General features: G+C 70.0%; 21 protein-coding genes and 1 pseudogene. 12 read left to right on the forward strand and 10 right to left on the reverse strand.

The annotated features are described in order from the left end of the window. Nucleotides 1–38: 38 nt before the first annotated feature. Entirely contained in the window at nucleotides 39–1,325 is a 1,287-nt protein-coding gene (locus ACZ5WE_RS19975) for a phosphatase PAP2 family protein (protein WP_467693949.1), read from the reverse strand. A 183-nt stretch (nucleotides 1,326–1,508) separates the two neighbouring features. After that, nucleotides 1,509–2,159, reverse strand: coding sequence for a TetR/AcrR family transcriptional regulator (locus tag ACZ5WE_RS19980; RefSeq protein WP_467693747.1), 651 nt, complete (start codon nucleotides 2,157–2,159; stop codon nucleotides 1,509–1,511). A gap of 137 nt (nucleotides 2,160–2,296) precedes the next feature. Here ACZ5WE_RS19980 and ACZ5WE_RS19985 point away from each other — a divergent pair, with 137 nt between their 5' ends. The 6 genes from ACZ5WE_RS19985 to ACZ5WE_RS20010 all read left to right on the forward strand — a co-directional run bounded on the left by ACZ5WE_RS19985 (nucleotide 2,297) and on the right by ACZ5WE_RS20010 (nucleotide 9,229). Next, entirely contained in the window at nucleotides 2,297–3,448 is a 1,152-nt protein-coding gene (locus ACZ5WE_RS19985; RefSeq protein ID WP_467693745.1) for an FAD-dependent oxidoreductase, read from the forward strand. Nucleotides 3,449–3,641: 193 nt separating this feature from the next. After that, a complete protein-coding gene (locus tag ACZ5WE_RS19990) occupies nucleotides 3,642–4,778 on the forward strand; it encodes a PQQ-dependent sugar dehydrogenase (protein WP_467693744.1) in 1,137 nt (378 codons plus the stop codon). A gap of 116 nt (nucleotides 4,779–4,894) precedes the next feature. Next, a complete protein-coding gene (locus ACZ5WE_RS19995) occupies nucleotides 4,895–5,560 on the forward strand; it encodes a histidine phosphatase family protein (RefSeq protein ID WP_467693742.1) in 666 nt (221 codons plus the stop codon). Nucleotides 5,561–5,857: 297 nt separating this feature from the next. Next, the gene (locus tag ACZ5WE_RS20000) at nucleotides 5,858–6,721 is read left to right on the forward strand and encodes a class I SAM-dependent methyltransferase (protein WP_467693740.1); all 864 of its coding nucleotides are present in this window, start codon (nucleotides 5,858–5,860) and stop codon (nucleotides 6,719–6,721) included. Then, nucleotides 6,718–7,404, forward strand: a complete 687-nt coding sequence (locus ACZ5WE_RS20005) for a GNAT family N-acetyltransferase (protein WP_467693738.1) — start codon at nucleotides 6,718–6,720, stop codon at nucleotides 7,402–7,404. Before ACZ5WE_RS20000 ends, ACZ5WE_RS20005 begins: the two co-directional genes overlap by 4 nt. Before the next feature lie 172 nt (nucleotides 7,405–7,576). Then, nucleotides 7,577–9,229: a PucR family transcriptional regulator gene (locus tag ACZ5WE_RS20010; RefSeq protein ID WP_467693736.1), complete on the forward strand. Its 1,653-nt coding sequence runs from the start codon at nucleotides 7,577–7,579 to the stop codon at nucleotides 9,227–9,229. 33 nt (nucleotides 9,230–9,262) lie between these two features. On the opposite strand, the gene ACZ5WE_RS20015 is transcribed toward ACZ5WE_RS20010, so the two are convergent. The 4 genes from ACZ5WE_RS20015 to ACZ5WE_RS20030 are packed head-to-tail and all read right to left on the reverse strand — an operon-like array spanning nucleotide 9,263 to nucleotide 12,829. Further along, entirely contained in the window at nucleotides 9,263–9,724 is a 462-nt protein-coding gene (locus ACZ5WE_RS20015) for a VOC family protein (RefSeq protein ID WP_467693734.1), read from the reverse strand. A gap of 42 nt (nucleotides 9,725–9,766) precedes the next feature. Next, nucleotides 9,767–10,867, reverse strand: a complete 1,101-nt coding sequence (gene menC / locus ACZ5WE_RS20020; protein ID WP_467693733.1) for an o-succinylbenzoate synthase — start codon at nucleotides 10,865–10,867, stop codon at nucleotides 9,767–9,769. Nucleotides 10,868–10,922: 55 nt separating this feature from the next. Then, nucleotides 10,923–11,741 (reverse strand): GNAT family N-acetyltransferase, encoded by an 819-nt coding sequence (locus tag ACZ5WE_RS20025; RefSeq protein ID WP_467693731.1) that lies wholly within the window; start codon nucleotides 11,739–11,741, stop codon nucleotides 10,923–10,925. Then, complete coding sequence (locus ACZ5WE_RS20030) at nucleotides 11,738–12,829, reverse strand: M20 family metallopeptidase (RefSeq protein WP_467693947.1); 1,092 nt, start codon at nucleotides 12,827–12,829, stop codon at nucleotides 11,738–11,740. Before ACZ5WE_RS20030 ends, ACZ5WE_RS20025 begins: the two co-directional genes overlap by 4 nt. Before the next feature lie 277 nt (nucleotides 12,830–13,106). Here ACZ5WE_RS20030 and ACZ5WE_RS20035 point away from each other — a divergent pair. Beyond that, nucleotides 13,107–13,532: pseudogene (locus ACZ5WE_RS20035) on the forward strand (hypothetical protein); the annotation flags it as partial. Here ACZ5WE_RS20035 and ACZ5WE_RS20040 read toward each other — a convergent pair. Beyond that, nucleotides 13,520–14,482 carry a poly(ethylene terephthalate) hydrolase family protein gene (locus tag ACZ5WE_RS20040; RefSeq protein WP_467693729.1) on the reverse strand — a complete coding sequence of 321 codons (963 nt, stop codon included), beginning with the start codon at nucleotides 14,480–14,482 and terminating at the stop codon, nucleotides 13,520–13,522. The pseudogene ACZ5WE_RS20035 and the gene ACZ5WE_RS20040 sit on opposite strands and share 13 nt — an antisense overlap. A gap of 29 nt (nucleotides 14,483–14,511) precedes the next feature. Further along, nucleotides 14,512–15,408, reverse strand: coding sequence for an SGNH/GDSL hydrolase family protein (locus tag ACZ5WE_RS20045; RefSeq protein WP_467693728.1), 897 nt, complete (start codon nucleotides 15,406–15,408; stop codon nucleotides 14,512–14,514). Nucleotides 15,409–15,533: 125 nt separating this feature from the next. Here ACZ5WE_RS20045 and ACZ5WE_RS20050 point away from each other — a divergent pair, with 125 nt between their 5' ends. The 3 genes from ACZ5WE_RS20050 to ACZ5WE_RS20060 all read left to right on the forward strand — a co-directional run bounded on the left by ACZ5WE_RS20050 (nucleotide 15,534) and on the right by ACZ5WE_RS20060 (nucleotide 18,913). Beyond that, on the forward strand, nucleotides 15,534–16,727 hold the full coding sequence (locus ACZ5WE_RS20050; protein ID WP_467693726.1) for a PucR family transcriptional regulator: 1,194 nt from the start codon (nucleotides 15,534–15,536) through the stop codon (nucleotides 16,725–16,727). Between the two features lie 54 nt (nucleotides 16,728–16,781). After that, nucleotides 16,782–17,945 carry a winged helix DNA-binding domain-containing protein gene (locus tag ACZ5WE_RS20055; protein WP_467693725.1) on the forward strand — a complete coding sequence of 388 codons (1,164 nt, stop codon included), beginning with the start codon at nucleotides 16,782–16,784 and terminating at the stop codon, nucleotides 17,943–17,945. Between the two features lie 794 nt (nucleotides 17,946–18,739). Continuing rightward, complete coding sequence (locus tag ACZ5WE_RS20060; protein ID WP_467693723.1) at nucleotides 18,740–18,913, forward strand: hypothetical protein; 174 nt, start codon at nucleotides 18,740–18,742, stop codon at nucleotides 18,911–18,913. A 51-nt stretch (nucleotides 18,914–18,964) separates the two neighbouring features. On the opposite strand, the gene ACZ5WE_RS20065 is transcribed toward ACZ5WE_RS20060, so the two are convergent. Further along, complete coding sequence (locus ACZ5WE_RS20065) at nucleotides 18,965–19,363, reverse strand: VOC family protein (protein WP_467693721.1); 399 nt, start codon at nucleotides 19,361–19,363, stop codon at nucleotides 18,965–18,967. Nucleotides 19,364–19,503: 140 nt separating this feature from the next. Between ACZ5WE_RS20065 and ACZ5WE_RS20070 the strand changes: the two genes are divergently transcribed. After that, nucleotides 19,504–20,259 carry a class I SAM-dependent methyltransferase gene (locus ACZ5WE_RS20070; protein ID WP_467693720.1) on the forward strand — a complete coding sequence of 252 codons (756 nt, stop codon included), beginning with the start codon at nucleotides 19,504–19,506 and terminating at the stop codon, nucleotides 20,257–20,259. Between the two features lie 134 nt (nucleotides 20,260–20,393). Beyond that, nucleotides 20,394–21,506, forward strand: a complete 1,113-nt coding sequence (locus ACZ5WE_RS20075; protein ID WP_467693718.1) for a hypothetical protein — start codon at nucleotides 20,394–20,396, stop codon at nucleotides 21,504–21,506. Between the two features lie 31 nt (nucleotides 21,507–21,537). Here ACZ5WE_RS20075 and ACZ5WE_RS20080 read toward each other — a convergent pair whose 3' ends face one another. Then, entirely contained in the window at nucleotides 21,538–21,906 is a 369-nt protein-coding gene (locus ACZ5WE_RS20080; RefSeq protein ID WP_467693716.1) for an STAS domain-containing protein, read from the reverse strand. Nucleotides 21,907–22,012: the final 106 nt, after the last annotated feature.

Here is a 22,012-nt window from a genome sequence, read left to right on the forward strand (position 1 = left end):
CCGGGAAGCGATCAGCCCACCACCTCGCGCCACATGGCTCAGACCAGCTCGGGTTGGGGTTCCGGTTGCGGAGTCGGCGCGGTCTTCGGCTCCCACAGTTTGGTGGTCCGCACATAGCCCTGGACCACTGAGACCATCGCCAAAACGAGAAGTGGTCCGAATATCCACGGGTGTTCGGCCATCTGCATCGGCAGAAAGCGATACGACACAAGGAGCAGCGCGAAGACCGTTGTCCCGTAAACGACCAGCTGGATTCCCGCCCGGTCCCAGCCGCGGTCGAGTGAGCGCAGCGCCGCGTCGATGGTGAACGCGAACACCACGCCGGCGATGATGTCCACGCCGTAGTGATAGCCGAATCCCAGCGTCGCGCCGAGTGTGGCGATCAGCCAGAAGACGCCCGCGTATCGCAGAATCCGTGGGCCCTTGCGGGAATGAATGAAGATCGTGGTGGCCCACGCCGTATGCAGACTGGGCATGCAGTTGCGCGGAGTGATCTCGTCGAACGGCATCGACTGCGGGGCGCTGATCGGCGGCACCGTGTGCGGCCACAGGTTCGCCAGCGCCCACTGCTCGCCACCGGTACCGAAGGCGCCGTCCCCGTAGGTGAAGATCGGCCCGACCACCGGGAAGATCATGTAGATGGCCGGCCCCAGCAGGCCGATGACCAGAAACGTACGCACCAGGTGATGGCCGGGGAAGCGGCGCTCGACCGCCACATTGCGCAACTGGTACAGCGCGACGATGACCGCGGCCACCGCGAGCTGGATGTAGACGTAGTCGAGAACATGCTCGCCGACCGGGCCGGTCGCCGAGACCATCCTCCCCACCAGCCACGAGGGGTTGCCCAGGGCGTGATCAGCGGTGGCCACGTACTGGTCGAGCACCGCGGGGCGGGTCTTGGACGTGATGAGCAGCCAGGTGTCACCCGTCTTGCGGCCGGCCACGAGCAGCAGACTCAGCCCGACGCCCTTGAGCAGCAGGACCCGTTCCTGGCCGGTGCGGCGCGTGATCGCGATGACCGCACAGCCGAGGATCACCCACAACGCGCCGTTGCCGAACATCATTTCGGCGCCGAGAGCCCACCGCACCAAGAAGAAGACGACGTCGATGCCGACCGCGACACCTGTCGCGATGAACCGTTGCCGCCAGGTGAAGACCACCATCATGAGCGCCATGCCGGCGTACAGCAGCGGCCCGGACTTGGGGGCGAAGATCACCTCTCGCGCCTGGTTGGTGATCGGCCCCGCCACGTCGTAGTGGCGCGCGGCGATCTCCAGCGCGACGAGGAAGCCGAGGGCGATCACAGCCGCCGCGGTCCACAGCATCGCCCGCGGCCTGCGCCACGCCGCGAGCACTGTTCGATAGTTTATTCGCGAAGAATTTCGCGATGCTATAGGTATCAATTGTTTGGCCGATTTGTTAGTTGTGGTTAATGGCTCACTCTTCGTGCTAGATGGCGTGGTTCTGTGGCGATGTATGGGCGATCAGGGCACTCGTCGTGAGTTCGATCATGTTAGCGGAGCATTGCGGGTGGGTTTCGCCCCTTGGAACACCGGGAGTTCAGCGTCCCACCCGTACTCCAGCAACTCGAAGGCGCGGATGACGGCCTGGCGGGGATTCTCGTGCCCGCGGGCGGCGCGGGGCGCTTCGAGGGCGAAGTGGGCCAGGGCGGTGCAGGCCGGGTCGTCCGCCGGTCGGCCGCTTTCCTCGGCGATGGCCCGGGCCAGGGCGGAGGTGTGGCGCAACCACATGTTCTGGACGTAGTCACGCAGGGCCGGGGTGCTGTCGACCAGGTCGAAGAAGGCGGTGAAGCGGGCATCGCTGTCCGCGGCCGCCATGCGGTGGGTCAGCGCGTGCTCGCACAACGCCGTGGGGAGGGACTGGCCCGGCCTTCGCTCGCGCACGGCGGCGAGCAGGAGAGCTTCTTGGGCGGCGTCCTCGTCGAAGACGAGTGCTTCCTTGACCGGGAAGTGCTTGAACAGCGTGGTGGTGGAGACGTCCGCGGCGTCCGCGATTTCGCGGATGCCGACATCGTCGTACCCGCGCTCCAGGAAGAGCCGCAGCGCCGCATCCGCGATGGCCTGGCGGGTGGCGGCCTTCTTGCGCTCGCGGCGCCCCGTGGGCGCCCCGGGTGGGGTGCCGGTCTCGGTCTCGGTCATGCCCCGGACTCTACCGCGCAGGTTGCCCTGCTGCAAAAGTGTAGTTGTTGCACTTAGTGAGTTGATGTGCTCTTCTGTCATGGAGGCCGCGAGGCGCAGCCCGGCCCTCTCGCTCACGACATGAACGGAACCCCACCATGACCAGCACATCCGCACCCCGCATCGCCATCATCGGCGCCGGTCCCGGCGGCCTGACCTGCGCTCGCATCCTGCAGGAGCACGGCATCACCGCCACCCTCCATGACGGGGACACCTCCCCTGCCGCCCGCGACCAGGGCGGCACCCTCGACATGCATCCCGGGTCCGGCCAGCACGCCCTGCGGGTAGCCGGATTGCTGGACGACTTCCTGGCCGAGGCCCGCCCCGAAGGCCAGCAGATGCGACTGATAGGCCGCGACGGCCGGATCCTGTTCGACGCACCCCCGCCCGTGGGCGACCCCACCGAGGGCAATCCCGAGATCGACCGCGGCCGGCTGCGCGACCTCCTCCTCGCCTCCCTCAAGCCGGACGCGGTGCGCTGGGGGCACAAGCTCACGCGCGTCGACCCCCTCGGTGACGGTGTCCACCGCCTGCACTTCGCCGACGGAACGATCGACGAAGCCGACCTCGTCATCGGAGCCGACGGCGCCTGGTCAAAGGTGCGTCGCCTGCTGTCCGACGCGGCCCCCGTCTACACCGGTGTCACCTTCGTCGAGACCGGCCTCGACGATGCCGACCGCCGACACCCCGACCTCGCCGAACTCACCGGCGAAGGCACGATGATGGCCCTCGACAACAACCAGGGCTTCGTCGCCCAGCGCAACAGCGGCGGACACATCCGCGTCTACGTCGGCATGCGCACCGACGAGAACTGGCACCAGAAGGCCGGACTCGACCTCACCGACACCGGGGCCATGCGCCAAGCCCTCCTCGACGAGTTCACCGGTTGGAGCCCCGACCTGCTCGCCTTCATCACCGGCACCGACACCGGCTACACCAACCGTCCTCTGTACGCCCTGCCCGTCCCGCACACCTGGCCCCACACGCCCGGCGTCACTCTCCTCGGCGACGCCGCGCACCTGATGTCCCCCATCTCCGGGATGGGCGCAAACCTCGCCATGCTCGATGGCGCCGACCTCGCCCGGGCCCTCATCGACAGCCCCACCATCGACCTGGCGATCGCCGCGTACGAGAAGACCCTCCTGCCGCGCTCCATCGAAGCCGCCGAAGGAGCGGCGGAGGGCATCGACGGCGCCTTCGCCCCCGACAGCGCCGCGCAGACCCTCGCTCACATGACGCAGCGCCACTGAGGGAGTCCACGACCAACGCAGGCAGATGGACGGCGTCTTGGTCTATACCAGCAACCGCTGTCCCAGTATCCTCATGCGTGGCCAGTAGCACACCACCCCCCACCCAGGTTGCGTGCTGGCGCGGGCTGCACCCACCGATCTCTGCCCTCAGCAGCCGGGTGACCTCCCCTTCGCCGCCTCCAGGAGGATCACGGTGAAAGTACGCACCAGAAGCTCGGCGATCATCGGCACCATCTGCCTGGTCGCTTCCCTCGCCCTGACCACCGCGTCCGCCGAGGAGCCCGCCTCCCCGCGGCAGGCCCCGGCGGTGGCGCTCGAGAAGGTGACCACGGCCACGAATCCGACCGCCGGCACCGCCGGTCCCGGCGGCACGGTCTGGATAGCCGAACGCGCAGGCACCGTACGGGCCTTGGACCGCAACGGGCTCGGCAAGCCCGTACTCGACATATCCAAAGAGACCACCACCGACGGCGAACGCGGGCTCCTCGGCATCGCGTTCGACAAGAAGTTCGCGCGCTTCTACATCTCGTTCACGAACCTCGAAGGCACCAGCACCGTGGACGAGTTCGCCGTGCGGCACGGCAAGATCCGGCCCGACACCCGGCGCACCGTCCTCACACAGACGCAGCCCTATCCGAACCACAACGGCGGCGACATCAAGGTCGGCCCCGACGGCTACCTCTACATCGCGTTCGGCGACGGCGGCGCGGGCGGGGACCCGCACGGCAACGGACAGAACCTCGACACCCTGCTGGGCAAGCTGCTGCGGATCGACCCGAGCGGGGGCAAGCCGTACGCGATCCCGCAGGACAACCCGTTCGTGGACGACCCGAAGGCGAGGGACGAGATCTGGGCGTACGGGCTGCGCAACCCGTGGCGGTTCTCCTTCGACGCGGGCACCGGCGACCTGCTGATCGGTGACGTCGGTCAGAGCGCGTGGGAGGAGATCGACTGGGCCCCTGCGAACAGCAAGGGCGGCGAGAACTACGGCTGGTCCCAGATGGAGGGCACCCACCCCTTCCGGGAGGGCACGGAGCCCGCGAACCACGTGCCGCCGATCCACGAGTACGCCCGCGACGGTCTGGGCTGCTCGGTGACCGGCGGATACGTCTACCGCGGCAAGGCGATCCCGGCCCTCAAGGGCCAGTACGTGTTCAGCGACTACTGCGACGGCACGGTCCGCGCTCTGCAGATGGAGAACGGCAAGGTGACGGGCGTAGCCGACCTCGGAGTCAACGCCGGGGAAGTCGTCTCGTTCGTGCAGGGCGGCAACGGCGAGCTGTACGTGCTCGACATAGGCGGCAGCGTCTACCGCATCATCCCGGCATAACGCCTGGTGGTAGGGGCCGCGTGCGGGGGCGACGGGCTCCGGTGCGGAGAAGGAGCGCTCTGGTGGCAGAGTGGAAGAGCTGTTCCGTCTTCGCCCAGGGAAGGTAGTCCCCCCGCATGCGCCTGCTGCTCATACGCCATGGTCAGACCCCGTCCAACCTCAAGCACCTCTTGGACACCGGGGCGCCGGGCCCGGGGCTGACGCCGCTGGGGCAGGACCAGGCGGCCGCGGTGCCGGAGGCGCTGGCGGCGGAGAAGATCGATGCCCTGTACGTCTCCACGCTGCTGCGCACCCAGTTGACCGCCGCGCCCCTCGCGGCCGCGACGGGGCTTGAGGTCCAGATCCGGGACGGGATCCGGGAGCTGTTCGCCGGGGACCTGGAGATGCGGGGCGACGACGAGGCCGCCGCCGTCTACATGGCCACCGCCTTCGCCTGGTCCGGCGGGGACACCGAGCGCAGGATGCCCGGTGGCGAGAACGGCGTGGAGGCCTTGGGACGCTTCGACGCCGTCGTCGCCGAGGCCGCCGCGACGGGGGCGGAGACGGTGGCGATGGTCAGCCACGGCGCCGTGATCCGCACGTGGGTGGCGGCCCGGGCGGGCAACGTCGACGTGGCGTACGCGTCCGGTCACCCGCTGCGCAACACGGGCGTGGTGATCCTGGAGGGCTCGCCCGGCGAGGGCTGGCAGGCCCTGGTGTGGGAGGGACGCCCGCTGGGCCCCGAAGGGGAGTCGCCCGAGGACAGCGGCCCGACGGGAGAGGTCACCGCCCCGGTGGCGTGAAACGCCCAGCGCCCCCCGGACGAGCAGATGCCTGCACGGCAGGCGCAGCCGCGCGGCTGCTCGTACGGTGGCCGCATGCGTTCCCGAGGACGCTGTGGGTGGGCCCGTTTCCGTTCGCACGTGACGGGCCCACCTTTCTCGTGTGCGGTGTGCACCACTCCTTTTGCGGCAGGAATCAAAGGTTCGAGTGTTCGGCGCGTGGCGGGTTGTGGGAAATCCCAACTGAAGGAGTGATCTATGCGCTCGCAGGAGTGACGCTCCTTGCTGGGGCGGCGACAGTGTTGTGACCATCGCCGGATGAACGGACAGAAGCGGAAGGCCGAGTTGGATGGCGTCGCCGAGACGACGCTATGGACGTTGCACCACCGCGCTCTGGCCGCGAAGGACCCCGGCTCGGCACTGAGGGACCCGAAAGCGATCGAGGTGATCGACGCCGTCGACTACCCCTTCGAGGGGCGGTTCGGCACCGGCAACTGGGGTTACGCCCAAGGGATGGCGGTACGGGCGCGCTGTTATGACCGCGAGGTGCGACGTTTCCTCAGGGAACACCCGGACGGCATGGTCGTCTCGCTCGGGGAGGGTCTGGAGACGCAGTTCTGGCGGGTGGACAACGGCACCGTGCGCTGGCTCGGGGTCGACCTGCCCGAGGTTGCGGCGCTGCGCAGGCGGCTGCTGCCGGACGAGCCACGGCACCGTACGCTGCCCTGTTCGGCCACCGACACACGGTGGATGGACGAAGTCGACGTCTCGCGCGGGGTGTTGATCCTCGCCCAGGGGATGCTGATGTATCTCCCGCGGGATGTGGTTCACCGGCTCATCGAGGCGTGCGCCGCCCGATTCCCCGGAGCGGAGCTGGTGTTCGACACCCCGCCCGCCTGGATGGCCGCCCGCACCGAACGTGGCCGGTGGAAGTACCCCGCCGGGTACCGTCCGCCGCCGATGCTCTGGGGAATGACACCGGCGGAACAGCGGAAGCTGCGCGCGGTGCACTCGAATATTTCCGCCGTGCGCGCAGTCCGCGAACCGCGGGGCCGGGGTTTCCTCTGCGGGTGGGTCCTGCCGCTGGCCAACTTCCTTCCTGCGATCCGCGCGCGGAAACCACTCTGGGTCACGCGCGTGTCGTTCGGCCCGACGAAACCTCACCAAGGAGTCAACAGATGACGGATCGCCTGGAAGCCGAGCGGCAGCAGGTCCACCTATGGCCTCCGCGGGAATCGCCCCTGGCGCGGATCGATGAACGGCCGCCCCCGGTGTCGGAGCAGCGTGCGGTTCTCATCGAAGGCACCACGCTGCGACTGCGGGAGTTCCTGCCCAGCGATGTCGACGGAGTACTCGGCATCTTCGGCGACCCCCGTACGACCCGGGAGTTCGGAATGCCGCCCTTCCGGCGCCCTGACGCCGCGGCACTGGTCGAGCAGGCCAGGGCAGGCGCCCGGCGGACCCCTCGCTCGCACTACCGCCTGGGCGTCAGCGAGATCGCGACGGGCGAGCTGATCGGCTCGGCGAAGCTGATCGTCGAGGACCAGTCGGGCGAGGGCGGGATGGTCCGCGTCGGCTACCGCAGCGCGGAAGTGGGGCTGGCCCTGCGCGCCGACCGGGTCAGCGTGGGCCACAGCGTCGAAATCGGTTTCCTGCTGGGCGTCCTCGGGTTCGACCGGCTCGGCCTGCACCGCGTCTGGTCGGGATTCATGCCGTCGAACGTTGCCGCGCAGCGAGCCATCGAGAAGGCCGGCATGGTGCGGGAGGGGCGGCTGCGGCACTACGGCCATGTGGACGGGGTGTGGCACGACATCGTCCAGTACTCGATTCTCGAGGACGACTGGAAGGCTCTGCGCGGCCGCTGAGCGCGCGGCGTCGACCGGCTCCTGATGGGGGAGGCGTGGGCGCTCTGCCGCACGGCGACGCACGACGACGCACGATATGACGCCGGCCCGTTGGTACGCGGCGACGATTTCCCTTCGCCGACTTGTTCCCCCACACGAACGTCAGTGACAGTCGCCCTCATAGCCTGAGGTGGTGATCCGTGACGTGCCGAGGAACCTTCGCACCAGTCTTGTCCGAGTTCTTGAGGACTTCAGTCCTGCCCTGCTCGACCTTGTCCATGGAAGCCCCGAGCTTGTCGACGAGGTGGGCGGGGTGGTCATCCACGACCCGGGGGACGTGGTCGCGTACCCGCCGAGCGCCATCGTGCTGGGCGTCGGCGTCTACGGGGCAGAGGGGATCGCCCGGCTCCTGCACGAGCTGGGCGAGCACGGCGTCGCGGCCTTGGTGGTGCGCGGCCCGGTGGAGCGCGACGAGGCACTTGCCGCTGCGTCGGCGGCCTCGGGGGTGGTCCTGGTCAGTTTGACGCAGGGCGCTTCGTGGTCGCAGCTGACGGAGCTCCTGCGGACGCTGCTGACCGAGGGGGATGTCGGTGACGCGGGGGCGGAGTCGCTCGGAGGGGTCCCTTCCGGTGATCTGTTCGCGCTGGCCAATGCCGTCGCGACGCTGCTGGACGCGCCGATCACGATCGAGGATCGCCGCCAGCGCATCCTGGCCTTCTCGGGCCGTCAGGACGAGGCGGACCAGTCGCGCGTCGCCACCATCCTGGCCCGCCGGGTGCCGGACGGATATCTGCGGATCCTGGAGAGCCGCGGCGTCTTCAGTGAGCTGTACCGCAGCGACCGCCCCGTGCACATCGCCCCGGCCACGGTCGAGGAGGGGGAGACGGCCATCCCGCGGGTGGCCGTCGCGGTACGCGCCGGTGACGAGTTCCTGGGTTCGGTGTGGGCCGCGGTCGAGGAGCCGTTGACCCCTGATCGTGAGCAGGCGTTTCAGGACGCGGCGAAACTCGTCGCGCTGCACCTGCTGCGCCACCGGGCGGGCGCCGACGCGCAGAACCGGCTGCGGGCCGACCTTGTGAGCACGGTGCTTGAAGGCGGCACGGGCGCGGTGGACGCCCTGGACCGTCTCGGCCTGGTGAAGGAGCCCACGGTGGTGATGGCCATGGGCCTCGCCGGGGAGAAGGGTGATCACGCTCAGCTGGCGGCGGAACGCCAGCGGTTGACCAGCGCTCTGGGTATCCATCTGAACGCGGTGCAGCCACGGTCGGCTCTCGCACTGCTGGGCGATGTCGCGTACGCCGTGGTTCCGGTGCCCGCGGACCCCGTGGCCGGCCGGGAGCGGGCGGTGCAGATCGCGGACAATTTCCTGGAGCGTGCCGGGAAGCGGGCGCAGGTGGCGATCGGCATCGGGTCGGTGGCGAGCGACCCGTCGGCGCTGGGCCGGTCACGCACCAGGGCGGACCGGGCGCTGCGGGTGCTGATGAGTGACCTGGGCAGCAGGCGGGTGGCCACCATCGGCGACGTGCACATCGATGCTCTGCTCCTTGATCTGCGGGACCTGGCCGCGGTGCAGGGGGACGAACTGCTCGGCCCGGTGGCCCGGTTGGTGGACTACGACACCAAGCACCGCTCTCACCTGGTCGAGACGCTGCGCGCGTGGCTTGACGCCTTCGGTGACGTCATCGGCGCGTCGGCGAGCGTGTTCGTCCACCCCAACACCTTCCGCTACCGCGTCCGCCGGGTCTCCGAGGTGGCGCAGATCGATCTACGGGACCCCTCGGTGCGTTTCGCTCTCATGCTGCAGCTGCGGTTGATGCGTCCCGCGGGCACGGACACGCGGGAGTGAGACGGCGGCGGGTGGCGATCCCTGGGAGTCGCCTCAAGCTCCGCTTCCGGACGGCTCGTCGATGACGGGCATCGGCTCCCCAACTGGATGCCACCGGCTGAGGAAAGCGGCCTGCCTGCTCACGTCGACGAGTTCGATCCGCGCACCGATGCTGTCCATCTGGTGATAGGCGAACGGCCGGCCAAAGGGGCAGCCGGAGAAGCCCAGGGGCATGCCCTCTTCCTCCAGCCGCCGGGAGCCTTGCCGCACATCGCTGGTCCAGAAGCCGATGTGATCGAACCTGGCTCCCTCGGACGAGTCCCAGGGGCTGCCCGAAGGCCCTTCGATGAGCTCGATGAAGGGCGGCCCGCCCGTGGTGAAGACGATGCGGTAGTCCCACTCACCGAGCCGGTCGGACACGGGGTCACTCCACTCGACCCCGGCCGAACGCCGAAAGTCCCGCATCGCCCGCTCGATGTCCGGGACTGCGAAGCACACATGGTAAAAGGCGGTCATCCCTCCATGATCCCGCAGAGCCGCTACGAGCCCGCCGAGCCGCTACAACTGGATCCACTCCTTCGCCGTGGTCACCTGCTCAAGGATCTCGTCGACCGGTTCGACACCGAGCCCCGGTCCGGTGGGGACGTCGAGTTGGCCGTCTGCGAGTTCGAAGGGCGCGGTGACGTCCGTGGCGAAGTAGCGGCTCGAACCCGAAGTGTCGCCGGGCAGGGTGAAGCCAGGCAACGCGGCCAGCGCGACGTTGGCGGCGCGACCGATCCCGGTCTCCAGCATGCCGCCGCACCACACGGGGACGCCGTGGGCCACGCACAGGTCGTGAATGGCCTTGGCCTCCAGATAGCCGCCGACCCGGCCCGGCTTGATGTTGATGATCGAGGCGGCGCCCAGCGTGATGGCCGCGGCGGCGTCCTCGGCGGACTCGATGGACTCGTCCAGGCACACCGGCGTACGCAACTGCTTGGCGAGCGCGGCGTGCTGGACCAGGTCGTCGTCGGCCAGTGGCTGCTCGATGAGCAGGAGGTCGAAGGCGTCGAGCTTGGCGAGCTGACGGGCGTCGGCCAGGGTGTAAGCGGCGTTGGCGTCCACCTGGAGCAGCAGGTCGTCGCCGAAGCGCTCCCGCACCGCGCGGACCGGAGCCAGGTCCCAGCCGGGCTCGATCTTGAGCTTGATGCGTACGTAGCCCTCGTCGATGAAACCGCCCACGGCGTCGAGGAGTTCGGGGATCGAGTCCATGATGCCGACCGAGACACCGCACGGTACGCGCTCGCGCTCGGCGCCGAGGAACGCTCCGAAGGACTGGCCCGTGGCGCGCAGTTGGGCGTCGAGTACGGCAGTCTCCAGTGCCGCCTTGGCCATCTTGTGGCCCTTGAACGGCTTCATGGCGCGCTTGACCGCGTGCGCGTCCGCCACGGCGGGCAGCGCCGGGATCAGGAAGCGGCGCAGCACATCGGCCGCCCCGTCGACGTACTCGGAGCAGTAGCGCGGTTCGGACATGGCGACGCACTCTCCCCAGCCCTCGGCGTCGGGCGTGACCACGCGGACGAGCAGGACGTCGCGGGCGGTCTCGACACCGAAGGAGGTGCGGAACGGAGCCCGCAGGGGCATCGCGATACGGCGCAGTTCAATTCCGTTGATCTTCATGCTGCTTGGCTCCTGAGGGAGGGGTGAGGGTGGGGCGAAGGAGAGGGGGCGGGGGTCACGCGGTGGTGTCGCGCGTGATGACGTAGGAGGTCCGGTTGTGGAAGCCGGTGACGCGGGCGCCGTCGGCGAGGAGGCCGCCGAGTACTTCGCGCATCGCGAGGCGCCACTCCTTCGCAGCGCCGGGGTCGGTGCGGCGAAGCCCCTCGATGTCCGGCGGGACCTCGACCAGCAGCGTCGCGGCGTCCCCGGGGTGGACAGCGGGCAGGCCGTCGCGCACGGACAGCGCGGTCGCGGCATCGGCGGGTACCGCCACGGGCACGGGGCGCGATGCCGAGGCGGCGATGGCGGCGTCCTCGTTCAACTCCCAGGCGATGAGGGCCCGATCGGTGTCGTCGCCGCCGTTGATCACGTCGTCCATCGCCCCGTAGAAGCTGGTGAGGTACTCCACCGGCCGGCCGCCCAGCTTGGCCAGGTTGAAGTGGGCGTTGCGCCGCACCAGCGGGTCGTAGGTCCACGTGATCCGTCGCAGCCCGCGGGCCAAGGCCCACCGGCGCTGGTGGAGTTTGAGGGCCAGGCCCGCTCGACGGCCGGGGAGCGCACCGGTGACGTGCGAGTGCAGCGCCTCTCCGGCCGGGGCCGCGAAGAAGGCCACGGACGCGCCGACGAGCCGGCCGTCGTCAAAGGCTCCCGCGACGTAGTTGCCCGCGTGGGACAGCGCCCGCATCTGCTCGACTCCCATGGGCGAACTGCCGGGCGAACTGCCCCAGATCGTCTCGAACAGTGCGTTGGCGCCTTCCAGTTCGTGCAGTTCGTGCAGCTCCTTGACGACGAGACCGTGCGGTGCGGCCGGTTCCTGTACGTCGACGATGCTCACCGGGCGACCTCCTCGACGAGGGCGGCGAGCAGCCGGGCGCGGGGGACCATCTCGGCGACGACCAGGTGCTCGTGGTCGGCGTGCGCACCGCCGCCGACAGCGCCCAGGCCGTCGAGAGTGGGGCAGCCGAGCCCCGCGGTGAAGTTCCCGTCGGACGCTCCGCCGACCGCCGCCGAGGAGATCGGGCCCAGGCCCAGCCGCCCTGCGAGACGCTGGGCCCGCTCGAACAGGTCGGCGGACGAAGCCGCCTCCAGCGGTGGCCGGTTGGGCCCGCCGCGTACGACGAGGCCCGCTCCGGGAACGGTGGTCTTCAGCGCGCGCATCGCCACGTCCACCCGCTCCTGTGCGCTGAGGGTCGGGACGCGGACGTCCACCGAGACGCGTGCCTCCGCGGGCACCGTGTTGGTCGTCGTGCCCGCCCCGACCACCGTGGGGACCACGGTGGTTCGCCAGTCCCGCGGGGCGTCGATGTTGATCTCCTCGGCCAGCCCGTCAAGGGCGAGGGTCAGATGCGCGGCCTCCACCGCCGCGTTGATGCCCTTCTCCGGCTCGAGGCCGGAGTGGGCCGCCTTGCCGTGCACCACCAACTCGTAGGCGGAGGTGCCCTTGCGGGCCGTCTTCAGGGCGCCGCCGTCCGCCGACGCTTCCAGGACGAAGGTCGCCGCACACCGCCCGGCCACTTCCTCGATCAGCGCCCGCGACGCGTCCGAACCGACCTCCTCGTCGCCGGTCACCAGGACACAGATCCCCTCCAAGGAGGGCAGCGAGGCCAGGGCGTGGAACATCTGCACAAGCCCGGCCTTCATGTCGAAGATCCCCGGGCCGCGCGCGATGCCGTCGTTCACCGACCATGGGTGAGTGGTCAGCGAGCCCATCGGCCAGACCGTGTCGTGGTGTCCGAGCAGCAGCACCCGGGGTGTGCCGAAGGACCACCGCAGGTGAGTGACGCCGTCGACGACGAGGCGTTCGGGCGGGACGCCCAGATGACGGGCCCCCTGCGCGGCCACGACGTCCGCGCTGCGCGCCACCGCATCCAGGTCGCAGGAGAAGGACTCGCACTCCACCAGTTCCTCGAGGTCCGCGAGCATCGCGGGAAGGTGAAGCGCCGGCTGCCCCGGCAGAGCGCCGCTCACCGGGTGCGTGTCGGCGACGACCATTCGGCTGTTCAGATCTTCGGTCACCTGCGACTCCTCCTCGGATACATGTCTGCGACGCTATGCGAGCCGGAAGGGGCACAGTTCGTCGAGACGAACCAACATGGATGAAGCCCTCCGTATCACCGGACGACTCGTTCACAGCAGCAGAGCCGCGGCGAGCTCCCGGGGCCGGGCGGCGAACGGGCTGTGACTGCCCGGGAGGGTGTCGCTGATCGTGGCGTCCGGCGTGGAGGAGCCCACCGTCGTCGACGGGCTGCGCGCCCTGCTGGGCAAGGACTCCCCGGCTCTCTCCGGCGCGACCGTCGCGAGTGACATCCACAGGATCATCGGCCTCGCCGCCTGTGGTGTGGGGGTAGGTCTGGGGCCCTCCCGCGTGCTGTCGGCGCCGCGCCGGGGCACGTGGTTCTGCGAGGTGACCCCGCGCGCGCCGCTGCCCGATCTGGTCCTGTCCTTCGTCGCCGGGCAGCGCTCCTCGGTGCTGAACTCCTTCCTCGACGTCATCCGCGAGAACTGCCCCGACGCCGCTGCCGCCCTCGATCACTGGCTGGGCCCGCGCGACGAGGACACAACGCCCTCGTGCCCCGCCGATTCACCCGCCCCGCGTGGGCCCCGGGCCAGCCGTCAGCCCTCGTAGCCGACTGCCTTGGCATTGCGCCGGAAGTCCGACCAGACGGGTGAGGAGCACGCGCCGCAGCCGTCGAAGAACTCGGCGCGCGCTTCCTGATCACCCATCAGGAAGTAGCGGAACCACGCGGTGATCGGGCCCCGGAACCCACCTCCGTCTCCTGCGGGGGTGACATGCGACGCTCCTGCCAACTCCCCGTAGACGGCAGGGACATGACCGGCGCTCTTGTAGCGGGGAATCACCAGGAGTTCGGGGATCACCACGAGGTCGCGCTCGCCGCCGAGGATGAACATGGGGCCCTTGAGTTCGCCGATCCTGCCCTGGGGGCCCGGCTCGACGGGGACCGTCACATCGACGCGCGGATCGGCTCCGGCGTTGATCGCTCCGCCGCCGCCCTGCGAGTGCCCCGACGCACCGACCTTGTCCAGATCGACCTTGCCGTAATACGGACTTCCGGGGTCCGCGTCGGCCTTCTTCACCACATCCAGGCCGTTGAGCATGGCGGTGCCGGAGCCCGCCTGTGTGGTGTTCGCGGCGACCACGATGAAACCGTGTGAAGCGAGGTGCTTCAGGAGTCCGTCGTAGATGACCGGGGTCACGAACGAGCCGTTGCCCCAGATGATCACCGGGTGCTTCGCGCATCCCCTGCTGGCGAGTTCGGTGGGGCGCAGGATGGTGTGACCCGGCCCGGCGCGCTCCTTGGTCACGGCGAAGGGGCCGTCGTCGGCCCAGCGGCCGCCGACCGGCGGGCAACTGTCGGCCGTGCGGGCGGCTGTTGCCGGGCCGGTGGGCGGCTGCGCGACGCCTTGGCCCGTCAGCGCGGCCGACAGCGCGAGCGACGCGGCCAGCGCGGTGGCGGACCGCCGCACTCTGTGCGTGGTCGATACGGCAGCGGACCGCCGCACTCTGGACGTGGTCGATACGGCAGCGGACCGCCGCATCCTCTGCTGCTTCGGCATGGGGATCTCCTGTCCTGGGGTGCGGGCCGTCACGGACGCGCCGCGGCCCGGGCGACGGCTGTCCCGAAAGCGGCCATCCCGCGGGCGTTGGGATGCAGGGGCGCCGCGACGCTGGTGGGCACCAGGCCCTCGATGTAACGCTCGGACGGCGCGGCGCAGGTGTCGTGTCCGACGCTGACGGCGGCGGTGTCGACGTACGTGGCGTCGTGGGCCCGGCTCTGCTCGGCGAGCACGCCGTTGAGCTGGTTCACGCGTGCCTGGAGGTAGTTGGCGTCCTTGTCCCAGAGGGGCTGGGTGGGCCAGCAGCCGTCCTTGCGGATGTAGGTGGCGTAGCCCGCGACGACGATCCGGGCGTTCGGCGCACGCCGGTGCACCTCGTCAAGGGCCTTGCCGAAGGTGGCGCTCCAGGCGTCGATGGCCTTCGCGGTGGGGTCTCCCTTGGCCGCGGCGGTGTCCGCGCAGGAGACGCCCGTCGGCTTCGGCAGGAGATTGACGCAGCCGAGTGCCTTGCTGACGAGGCTGACGTCGTTGCCGCCGATGGTCAGGGTCACCAGGTCGGTGCTCGGCTTGAGGGCCTCGTACTGGGGCGGCAGCAGGCCGAACTGGCGGCCGGAGAAGTCGCCGACCTGCGCGCCCGAGCAGCTGACGTCGGTGAGCCGCGCGTCCAACGCTTCCGCGACGACGGCCGGGTAGTTCCGCCCGGAGCGCAGACAGGACCACTGGCTCTGGTCGGGGATGAGAGGGCCCGCCGCGAACGAGTCACCGATGGCGACGTACTCCAGAGGCTCCTCGGCCTGCGAAGACACCTGCGAAGACACCTGCGAAGACACCTGCGAAGACACCGCGCCGGCCGGCGGCGCTCCGAGGACGCAGGCGGACAGGGCGGCGGCCATGACCGCGGTGGTGCGGGCGCGTGTGGGGCGCACGGGCTCTCCTGTGTGGGGTGTACCGGGGGTAACGGACGCCCTTATGATCCGGGCCATCGCCGCCTTGTTGTTCTGGGCGCGCAACCAGACTTTTCAGGGGATCAGTTGTGCCCGGTGACAAAAGCGTGAGCCGTTTCCTGATTGCCGACGTGCCGACGCTGGCCGCGACCGTCACCCGGCGCATCGCGGACGACCTGCCGGTCTACGGGAGGCTGCCCGCCGAGGAACTGCACGGGGACGTCCGGGCCATCGTCGGCATGACGATCCGCGCCTTCGCCGAGGTGCTGCGTACGGAACGCATGCCGCCCCCGGAGTTCCTGGAGGCGGTGCGCCGCTCGGCGGCCAGGCGCGCGGAGGAACGCCTCCCCGTGGATGCGGTCGTCAGTGCCTACCACTACGGGGCCCGCATCTGCGTGGAAGAGGTGGCGGCGACGGTCGAACCGCACGATCTGATCGAGGCCCACCGGCTGCTGCTCGACTGCCTGCGGGAGATCACGGCCGCCGTCACCTCCGGCTATGTGGAGGAGAGCCAGTCGCTGATAGGGGAGCGCGACGCGGCCCGCCACACCGCCCTGTCCGCCCTGCTGGACGGCAGGGGCGCCCAACTCGACTCCGCCCACCTGGGGATACGCCTCCCGCCGTGCTATCTGGTGCTCGCCTTCACCATCGGACGCCACCCCGACGAGGACCGCGAGGACGTCGACGCCACCGTGGCATCCCGCCGCAAGATCAGACGCCTGCGTACGGAGCTGGACCGCGCCCTCGGCCACCCCGTCCTCTCCCGCCTGTCCGCCGACGAGGGCCTCGCGCTCATCCCGTCCGACGCAGCGCCGGACCGAGCGGCCGACACCGACCGGCCCCGCCTCGAGAGGCTGACGGCATCCCTCATCACGGTCAGCGGAGTTCCCCTGATCGCGGGTGTCGCCGCGAGCACCCCGGCCCAAGTCCCGCACGCCGTCCGCCTCGCCACCGAGCTGCGCGACACCGCGGCGGGCACGGGTCGACCGCCGGGCGTCTACCCCCTGACCGCGCTGCTCCTCGACTACCAGCTCACCCGCGCAAGCCCCGCCCGCGCCCACCTGGCCGCGCTGTTGACCCCCTTGGCGGACGGGCCGGACCTGCCGGCGACCCTGCGGACGTACTTCGCCTCGAACCTGGACCGACGCGAGACGGCCGCACGCCTGCACGTGCACCCCAACACCGTCGACTACCGCCTGCGCCGCATCGCCACTCTGACGGGACTCGACCTCGCCGCACACACCGATCTTCTGACGCTGCGGGCTGCCCTGAGCGCGTACGACGCGGCGGGGTCCGCCTGAGGGATCCGGCTGACGGGCGGACGTTCAGGTACGGGAAGGGCAGAATCCTGAACCGTGACGATCACCGCGCGCGAACTGAACCGAGCGACCCTCAGCCGCCAACTGCTGCTGGCACGTGAGCCACTGAGCGTCCAGGAAGGCATGCGGCGCGTGGTCGCGCTCCAGGCGCAGCAGCCGGTCTCGCCCTACCTCGCCCTGTGGAACCGGCTCACCGGTTTCACCGCGGCCGACCTCGACACCGCGTTCACCGAGGGTTCGCTGGTCAAGGCCACCCTGATGCGGATCACCCTGCACGTCGTGCACGCCGAGGACTATCCCGCCTTCCGTACGGCGATGCAGCCGACGCTGTACGCCTCCCGGCTCGGCTCGCGCTTCGCCGCCTCGGGGCTGACTCCGGCGGACGCCGATGAGCTGGTGCAGGAGCTGCTCGACTTCGCCGACCGTCCGCGGACCTCGGCACAGATGCAGGCGTGGGTCCAGGAACGGCTCGGCGCAGCGCAGAAGGAGGGGGCGTGGTGGGGGCTGAAGGCGTACGCGCCGTTGCACCATGCCCCGACGGACGCGCCCTGGTCCTACGGCATCCGGCCGTCCTTCGTGGCAGCCCGAAACGGACCCGTGCCGAGGGGCCGGGAAGTGGACCCACAGGCATTGCGGGCCTTGATCCTGCGCTACCTGGCAGGTTTCGGACCCGCGTCGGTCGCGGACGTGGCCCAGTTCGCCATGGTGCAGAGGGCGCCCGTCCGGGCGGCGCTCCTTGCGCTGGGCGACACGGTCGAGCGGCTCCAGGGGCCGGACGGTGAGACGCTGTTCGACCTTCCCGGTGCCTCCCGGCCGCCCGCCGAAACCCCCGCACCTGCCCGGCTCATGGCCATGTGGGACAGCATTCTGCTGGCGTACGCCGACCGCGGCCGGGTGATACCACCGGCCTACCGGCCCTGGGTGATCCGACGCAACGGCGACGTACTGCCCACCTTGCTGGTGGACGGTCATGTGGCCGGAGTGTGGCGCCCGCTGAAGGACGGCATCGAGGCCACGGCCTTCCACCCCCTGTCCTCCGCCACTTGGGACGAACTCACCAAGGAGGCCCAGTCCCTGAAAGCCCTCATCGGCGACCGCGAGGCGGCGGTCTACGGCCGATACCACCACTGGTGGGCGAAGCTCCCCGTGACCGTGACCGAGACCGAGACCGAGACCGAGACCGAGGTGCGGATGCTGTAGCCGGCCGCGAGCTCGTTCTCCTGGCGGAGGGCGTCGCAGCGTGCCCGCACAGCCAGGCGTATCCGCCCCCTTGTGTCACAGATCGTCGACAGCGCCAACCGGGCAGCCACCGGACAGACGGTTCTCCTCTCTTGCACGGCGGACCGACACACCCCACCCGTCGTGCTCAGCCACTGCCGAGGAGATTTCCACCGTGCCCGGGACATCCACTTCCACGAGCCGACGTCTTCGCGCCCGCGCGACAGGCATCACCGTGGCCGGTACGGCTTTTGCTCTCGCCGTTGCCGGTCCGGTCCCGACCCCGGCGACTGCCGCGTCGGGCCAGGCCCGCGCCGCATCGGCCGACCCCGTCTCCGTGCTGAAGTACACGGCCCAGGAACGCCGGGAGGCCCTCGCCTACTGGACGCCGGCTCGTATGAAGGCCGTCGGAAAGTCCGTGGCCCTCGGCCCGACGGGGCCGAGGGCCAAGCCGTGGCGGCGGGACACCACGCTGAAGACGGTCGGGCGGCTGTTCTTCGTCAACGCGGACGGCGCCGACACCTGGTGCACGGCCACCGCCGCGCGGAGCGGCAACCGCTCGGCCGTGATGACCGCGGCGCACTGCGTGCGCGGGGCTCCTCTCCCTACAACACCAACATCTCGATGGTGTTCGTCCCCGCCTACAGCAAGGGCAAGGCGCCGTACGGCGCGTTCGCGGTGCGCTCCGCCGCGACCCCGCGCAGCTGGGCGAGGAGCTCCTGCGCTGCGTCGGTACGGCGAAGAAGGAGAACGGCACGCAGGCCATCCCCTGTGACATGAGCGGCGGCTCCAGCTGCGGCCCATGGCTGGCCGACTTCAACGCCACCACCGGCAAGGGCACCCTGGTCTCGGTCAACAGTTCGCTGGACTCCCTGGAGCCGACCAGGATGTACGGAGAGGTATGGGGGGCCACGGCCAAGAAGGTGTACGACCGGGCCCAGCAAGGCTGACACGGACGGGATCCGGGGGTGCGTGAGCTGCGTGAGCCTGCCGTTCGGCCGTCAGGGGCGCGGTCGGCTGCTGCCGCTGGGGGCACGGCTCAGGTCGACCACGCAGAAGAGGTTGCCGTCCGGATCGGCGAGAACGACGAAGTCGGGGTCGGGCGGATACAGGTCCCATTCGACGGCTCGCGCCCCCAGTGAGATCAGCCGCCGGACCTCTGTCCGTTGTTCCTCGCTGGTCTCGGTGAACAGGTCCAGGTGGAGACGCGGCCGGGGCTCCGCCGGTGACGCGCTGCGGAGCAGGCCGAGAGCTCGGCCTGAGCCGTCGGCGTGGTTGAGCGTCCGCCATTCCTCGCTCTTCCACTCCTCGGTGGCAACCAGGTCCAGCGCCTGCGTCCAGAAGGCGACCGCGCGGGGCATGTCGGCGACGCCGATGACGGTGATTCCGAGCTTCAGCATGCGCAGGAGCCTAGGTCCATATGGCGGATGCCGTCGTGCGTGGGGTCGGGGCGCAGGTGAGGCTGCTTGGTGGCACCGAGTCGTCGATGCCCTCGTGCATACCGCCTTGACCTGCATGAACGACGTGTGGACACGGTGACATGACCCTGCAGCCCGATGACCTCGCCGCCCACTACGAGCGGCTCGCCGACGACTTCGAAGAGAGCTGGGCCCACAGCCCGGCGTTCGTCTCGTGGATGGACCGCTGCATCGGTGCCAGGCTCGGTCTCCAGCCCCGGGAACGGGCAGCGGACATCGGGTGCGGCAGCGGTCTGTACGCGCGATCCATGGCTGAGCATGCGCTCTCTGTCGTGTGCGTCGACCCTTCGGCGAAGATGCTGGCAAAGCTGCCGACGACGCCTTCCTTCGTACCGGTGCGGGCGTGCATCGAGGATCTGGCCACCGGGGCTGTGCGGCTCCCCCACGCGGGTCGACTCGACGCGGTGCTTGCCAAGGACGTCATTCATCACGCTCGCGATGTGCCGATGGCATTGCGCGCGCTGGCGACCCTGCTCGCTCCAGGAGGCAGGCTGGTCATCGTGACCTGGCCGTTGCGCATCGACTATCCGCTGTTCGACAAGGCGGTGAAGCGGCATGAGCAGGCTTACGTCGACCCCGCGGACATGGCGGAGGTGCTCACCGGCTGCGGTCTGAGCGTCGAGGTGACGTGCGAGAGATATCGGATGTCGATCGCCAAGGAGCAGTGGCTGGCGTGGGTGGCCAACCGCTTCATGTCGCTTCTCTGCACGTTCGACGACGATGAACTGCACGAGGGCCTGCGCGAGATCGACACCCGCTACCCCGGACCTGCGATCGAATTTGAAGGCCGGTTCGTCTTCACCCACGCACGCGGCTGAATCTGCACCCGCGCACGCGGCTGGGTCTTGTCACATGAGTGGCTAGACCGCCGCGCCGCCCGGGCGCACGGTGGTCCCTCCTACTCGCGCGGAGGGAATCAGCAATGGATTCAGCAATGAAACGAAGACGATTTGTGGCAGGGACCATCGGCGCCCTCTCGGGGATCACGCTCGCTTCGGGCCCGGCCCGGGCCGACGCGCCGAGACCCCGTGCACAAGGCTGGCAGCCGGTACCGGCCCCCGGCAGCACCCCGGCCGCACAGCTGCGCCGCATCGCCGCCGCCGGGCCCCAACTGGCTTGGGCCGTCGGCGAGGAGGGGCTCGCCGGACCATCGCGAGGGCGGGCGCTGGCCATGGTCTGGAACGGCAGCGCCTGGTCGAAGACCGACCTGTCGCATCTGGATTACGCGGGCAGGCTGAGCGACGTGGCAGGGACCTGCTCCAGCGTGGCCTGGAGCGTCGGGCTGCCCGCCGGGGACGCGAGCCCGCTGCTGCGCTGGGACGGAACCACTTGGCGCGAGGCGGCGTTCCCGGGCAGGGGCGAGCCGGGCGTCCGGCTCGAATCGGTGGCGGTCGGGCCCGATGGGCGGGTGTGGATCTGTGGCAGCAGGGACGGCGCGGCCCGCCTGCTGCTCGGTGACGGGCAGCGGTGGGGATGGTCGGAACCACTGCCTGTCGCGAGTGCCAACCTGTACCGGATCGTGCTGCGTTCGCCGGAGGAGGTCTGGGTGAGCGGCGACCAGGCCTCGGGCGGTGGATGGTCGGGACTTGTGGCCCGCTGGAACGGGTCGTGGACGGTGCTGCCCCCGATCGCGGGCGCCCGCCTGAGCATCGGCGACGTGCACGCCGCCGCTCCGGACGACGTGTGGGCGGTGGGTACCGATGCCGGTGTCGGCGGCCCGCCGGGACGTCCCGGCAACCCCGCCCTGGCCCACTGGGACGGTACGGCCTGGACACGGATCCAACCGGGCTTCACCGTCGGGTCGTTGAGCGGAATCGCGGCCGACGCACAGGGCCGCGCCGCATGGATCTCTGGCTGGAACTACCAGGACCAGAGCCGCAGCACATACCTGCGCAGGGACGGCAGCACCTGGTCCGTCGTCCGAGGTCCGGCGGACGCGGCGCCGGCCCCGTACCTGAACGACGTGACACCCATCCCCGGCACCGCCGGATTCTGGTCGGCCGGCATGACGAGCCCCACCCCGGCTCCTCCGACCGCGGCCCACACGGAACGCTTCGTCGCCTGACACCGAACGGCATCACCTGGTAAAGGAGGGGCTAGGGCATGCCCGGGGAGCTGTCTCCCGGGTCATGCTTCTCTTCCGTCCTGTGCTGGGCCGCCAGCAGCCCGTACACGCCGAGAAGTTGGAGGATCTGCCGCACGGCCCTGGACTGGTGGAGCACGACGAGTCGGCCGCCCGCCGCCCGGCACCTTTCGTGATGCGACAGCAGTACGTTGACGCCGGAGGAGTCGATGAAGGTGACGTTGGCGAGATCCATCTCGATCCTCTTGGCCAGCAAGGGTTCCAGGACGGTTCTCAGCGAGGGCGCGCTGTCCATGTCCAGGTCCCCGCACACACGCATCAGTACGGGGTCGAGTCCCAATACCGTGTCCACATGCAGCGGCTGGGGTGTGGCGGGAGCCATGGTTCGTGGTCTCCTCGGGTGCGCGGATCGGTGCGGGGCCGGTTGCTCGTTCGTCGCGCATGAATATGCCCCGAAATGCTGCGCCGCACGCACGGCACAAGTGGAA

Source organism: Streptomyces sp. NPDC033180 (genome assembly GCF_055577645.1).

Coding starts and splice junctions, on each gene's coding strand:
- ACZ5WE_RS19995 (WP_467693742.1), top strand. CDS start 4,895: ATGCGCCTGCTGCTCATACGCCATGGTCAGACCCCGTCCAACCTCAAG.
- ACZ5WE_RS20080 (WP_467693716.1), bottom strand. CDS start 21,906: ATGGCTCCCGCCACACCCCAGCCGCTGCATGTGGACACGGTATTGGGA.
- ACZ5WE_RS20030 (WP_467693947.1), bottom strand. CDS start 12,829: ATGCTCGCGGACCTCGAGGAACTGGTGGAGTGCGAGTCCTTCTCCTGC.
- ACZ5WE_RS19980 (WP_467693747.1), bottom strand. CDS start 2,159: ATGACCGAGACCGAGACCGGCACCCCACCCGGGGCGCCCACGGGGCGC.
- ACZ5WE_RS20040 (WP_467693729.1), bottom strand. CDS start 14,482: ATGCCGAAGCAGCAGAGGATGCGGCGGTCCGCTGCCGTATCGACCACG.
- ACZ5WE_RS20005 (WP_467693738.1), top strand. CDS start 6,718: ATGACGGATCGCCTGGAAGCCGAGCGGCAGCAGGTCCACCTATGGCCT.
- ACZ5WE_RS20015 (WP_467693734.1), bottom strand. CDS start 9,724: ATGACCGCCTTTTACCATGTGTGCTTCGCAGTCCCGGACATCGAGCGG.
- ACZ5WE_RS20065 (WP_467693721.1), bottom strand. CDS start 19,363: ATGCTGAAGCTCGGAATCACCGTCATCGGCGTCGCCGACATGCCCCGC.
- menC (WP_467693733.1), bottom strand. CDS start 10,867: ATGAAGATCAACGGAATTGAACTGCGCCGTATCGCGATGCCCCTGCGG.
- ACZ5WE_RS20000 (WP_467693740.1), top strand. CDS start 5,858: ATGAACGGACAGAAGCGGAAGGCCGAGTTGGATGGCGTCGCCGAGACG.
- ACZ5WE_RS20070 (WP_467693720.1), top strand. CDS start 19,504: ATGACCCTGCAGCCCGATGACCTCGCCGCCCACTACGAGCGGCTCGCC.
- ACZ5WE_RS20060 (WP_467693723.1), top strand. CDS start 18,740: ATGAGCGGCGGCTCCAGCTGCGGCCCATGGCTGGCCGACTTCAACGCC.
- ACZ5WE_RS19975 (WP_467693949.1), bottom strand. CDS start 1,325: ATGCTGTGGACCGCGGCGGCTGTGATCGCCCTCGGCTTCCTCGTCGCG.
- ACZ5WE_RS19985 (WP_467693745.1), top strand. CDS start 2,297: ATGACCAGCACATCCGCACCCCGCATCGCCATCATCGGCGCCGGTCCC.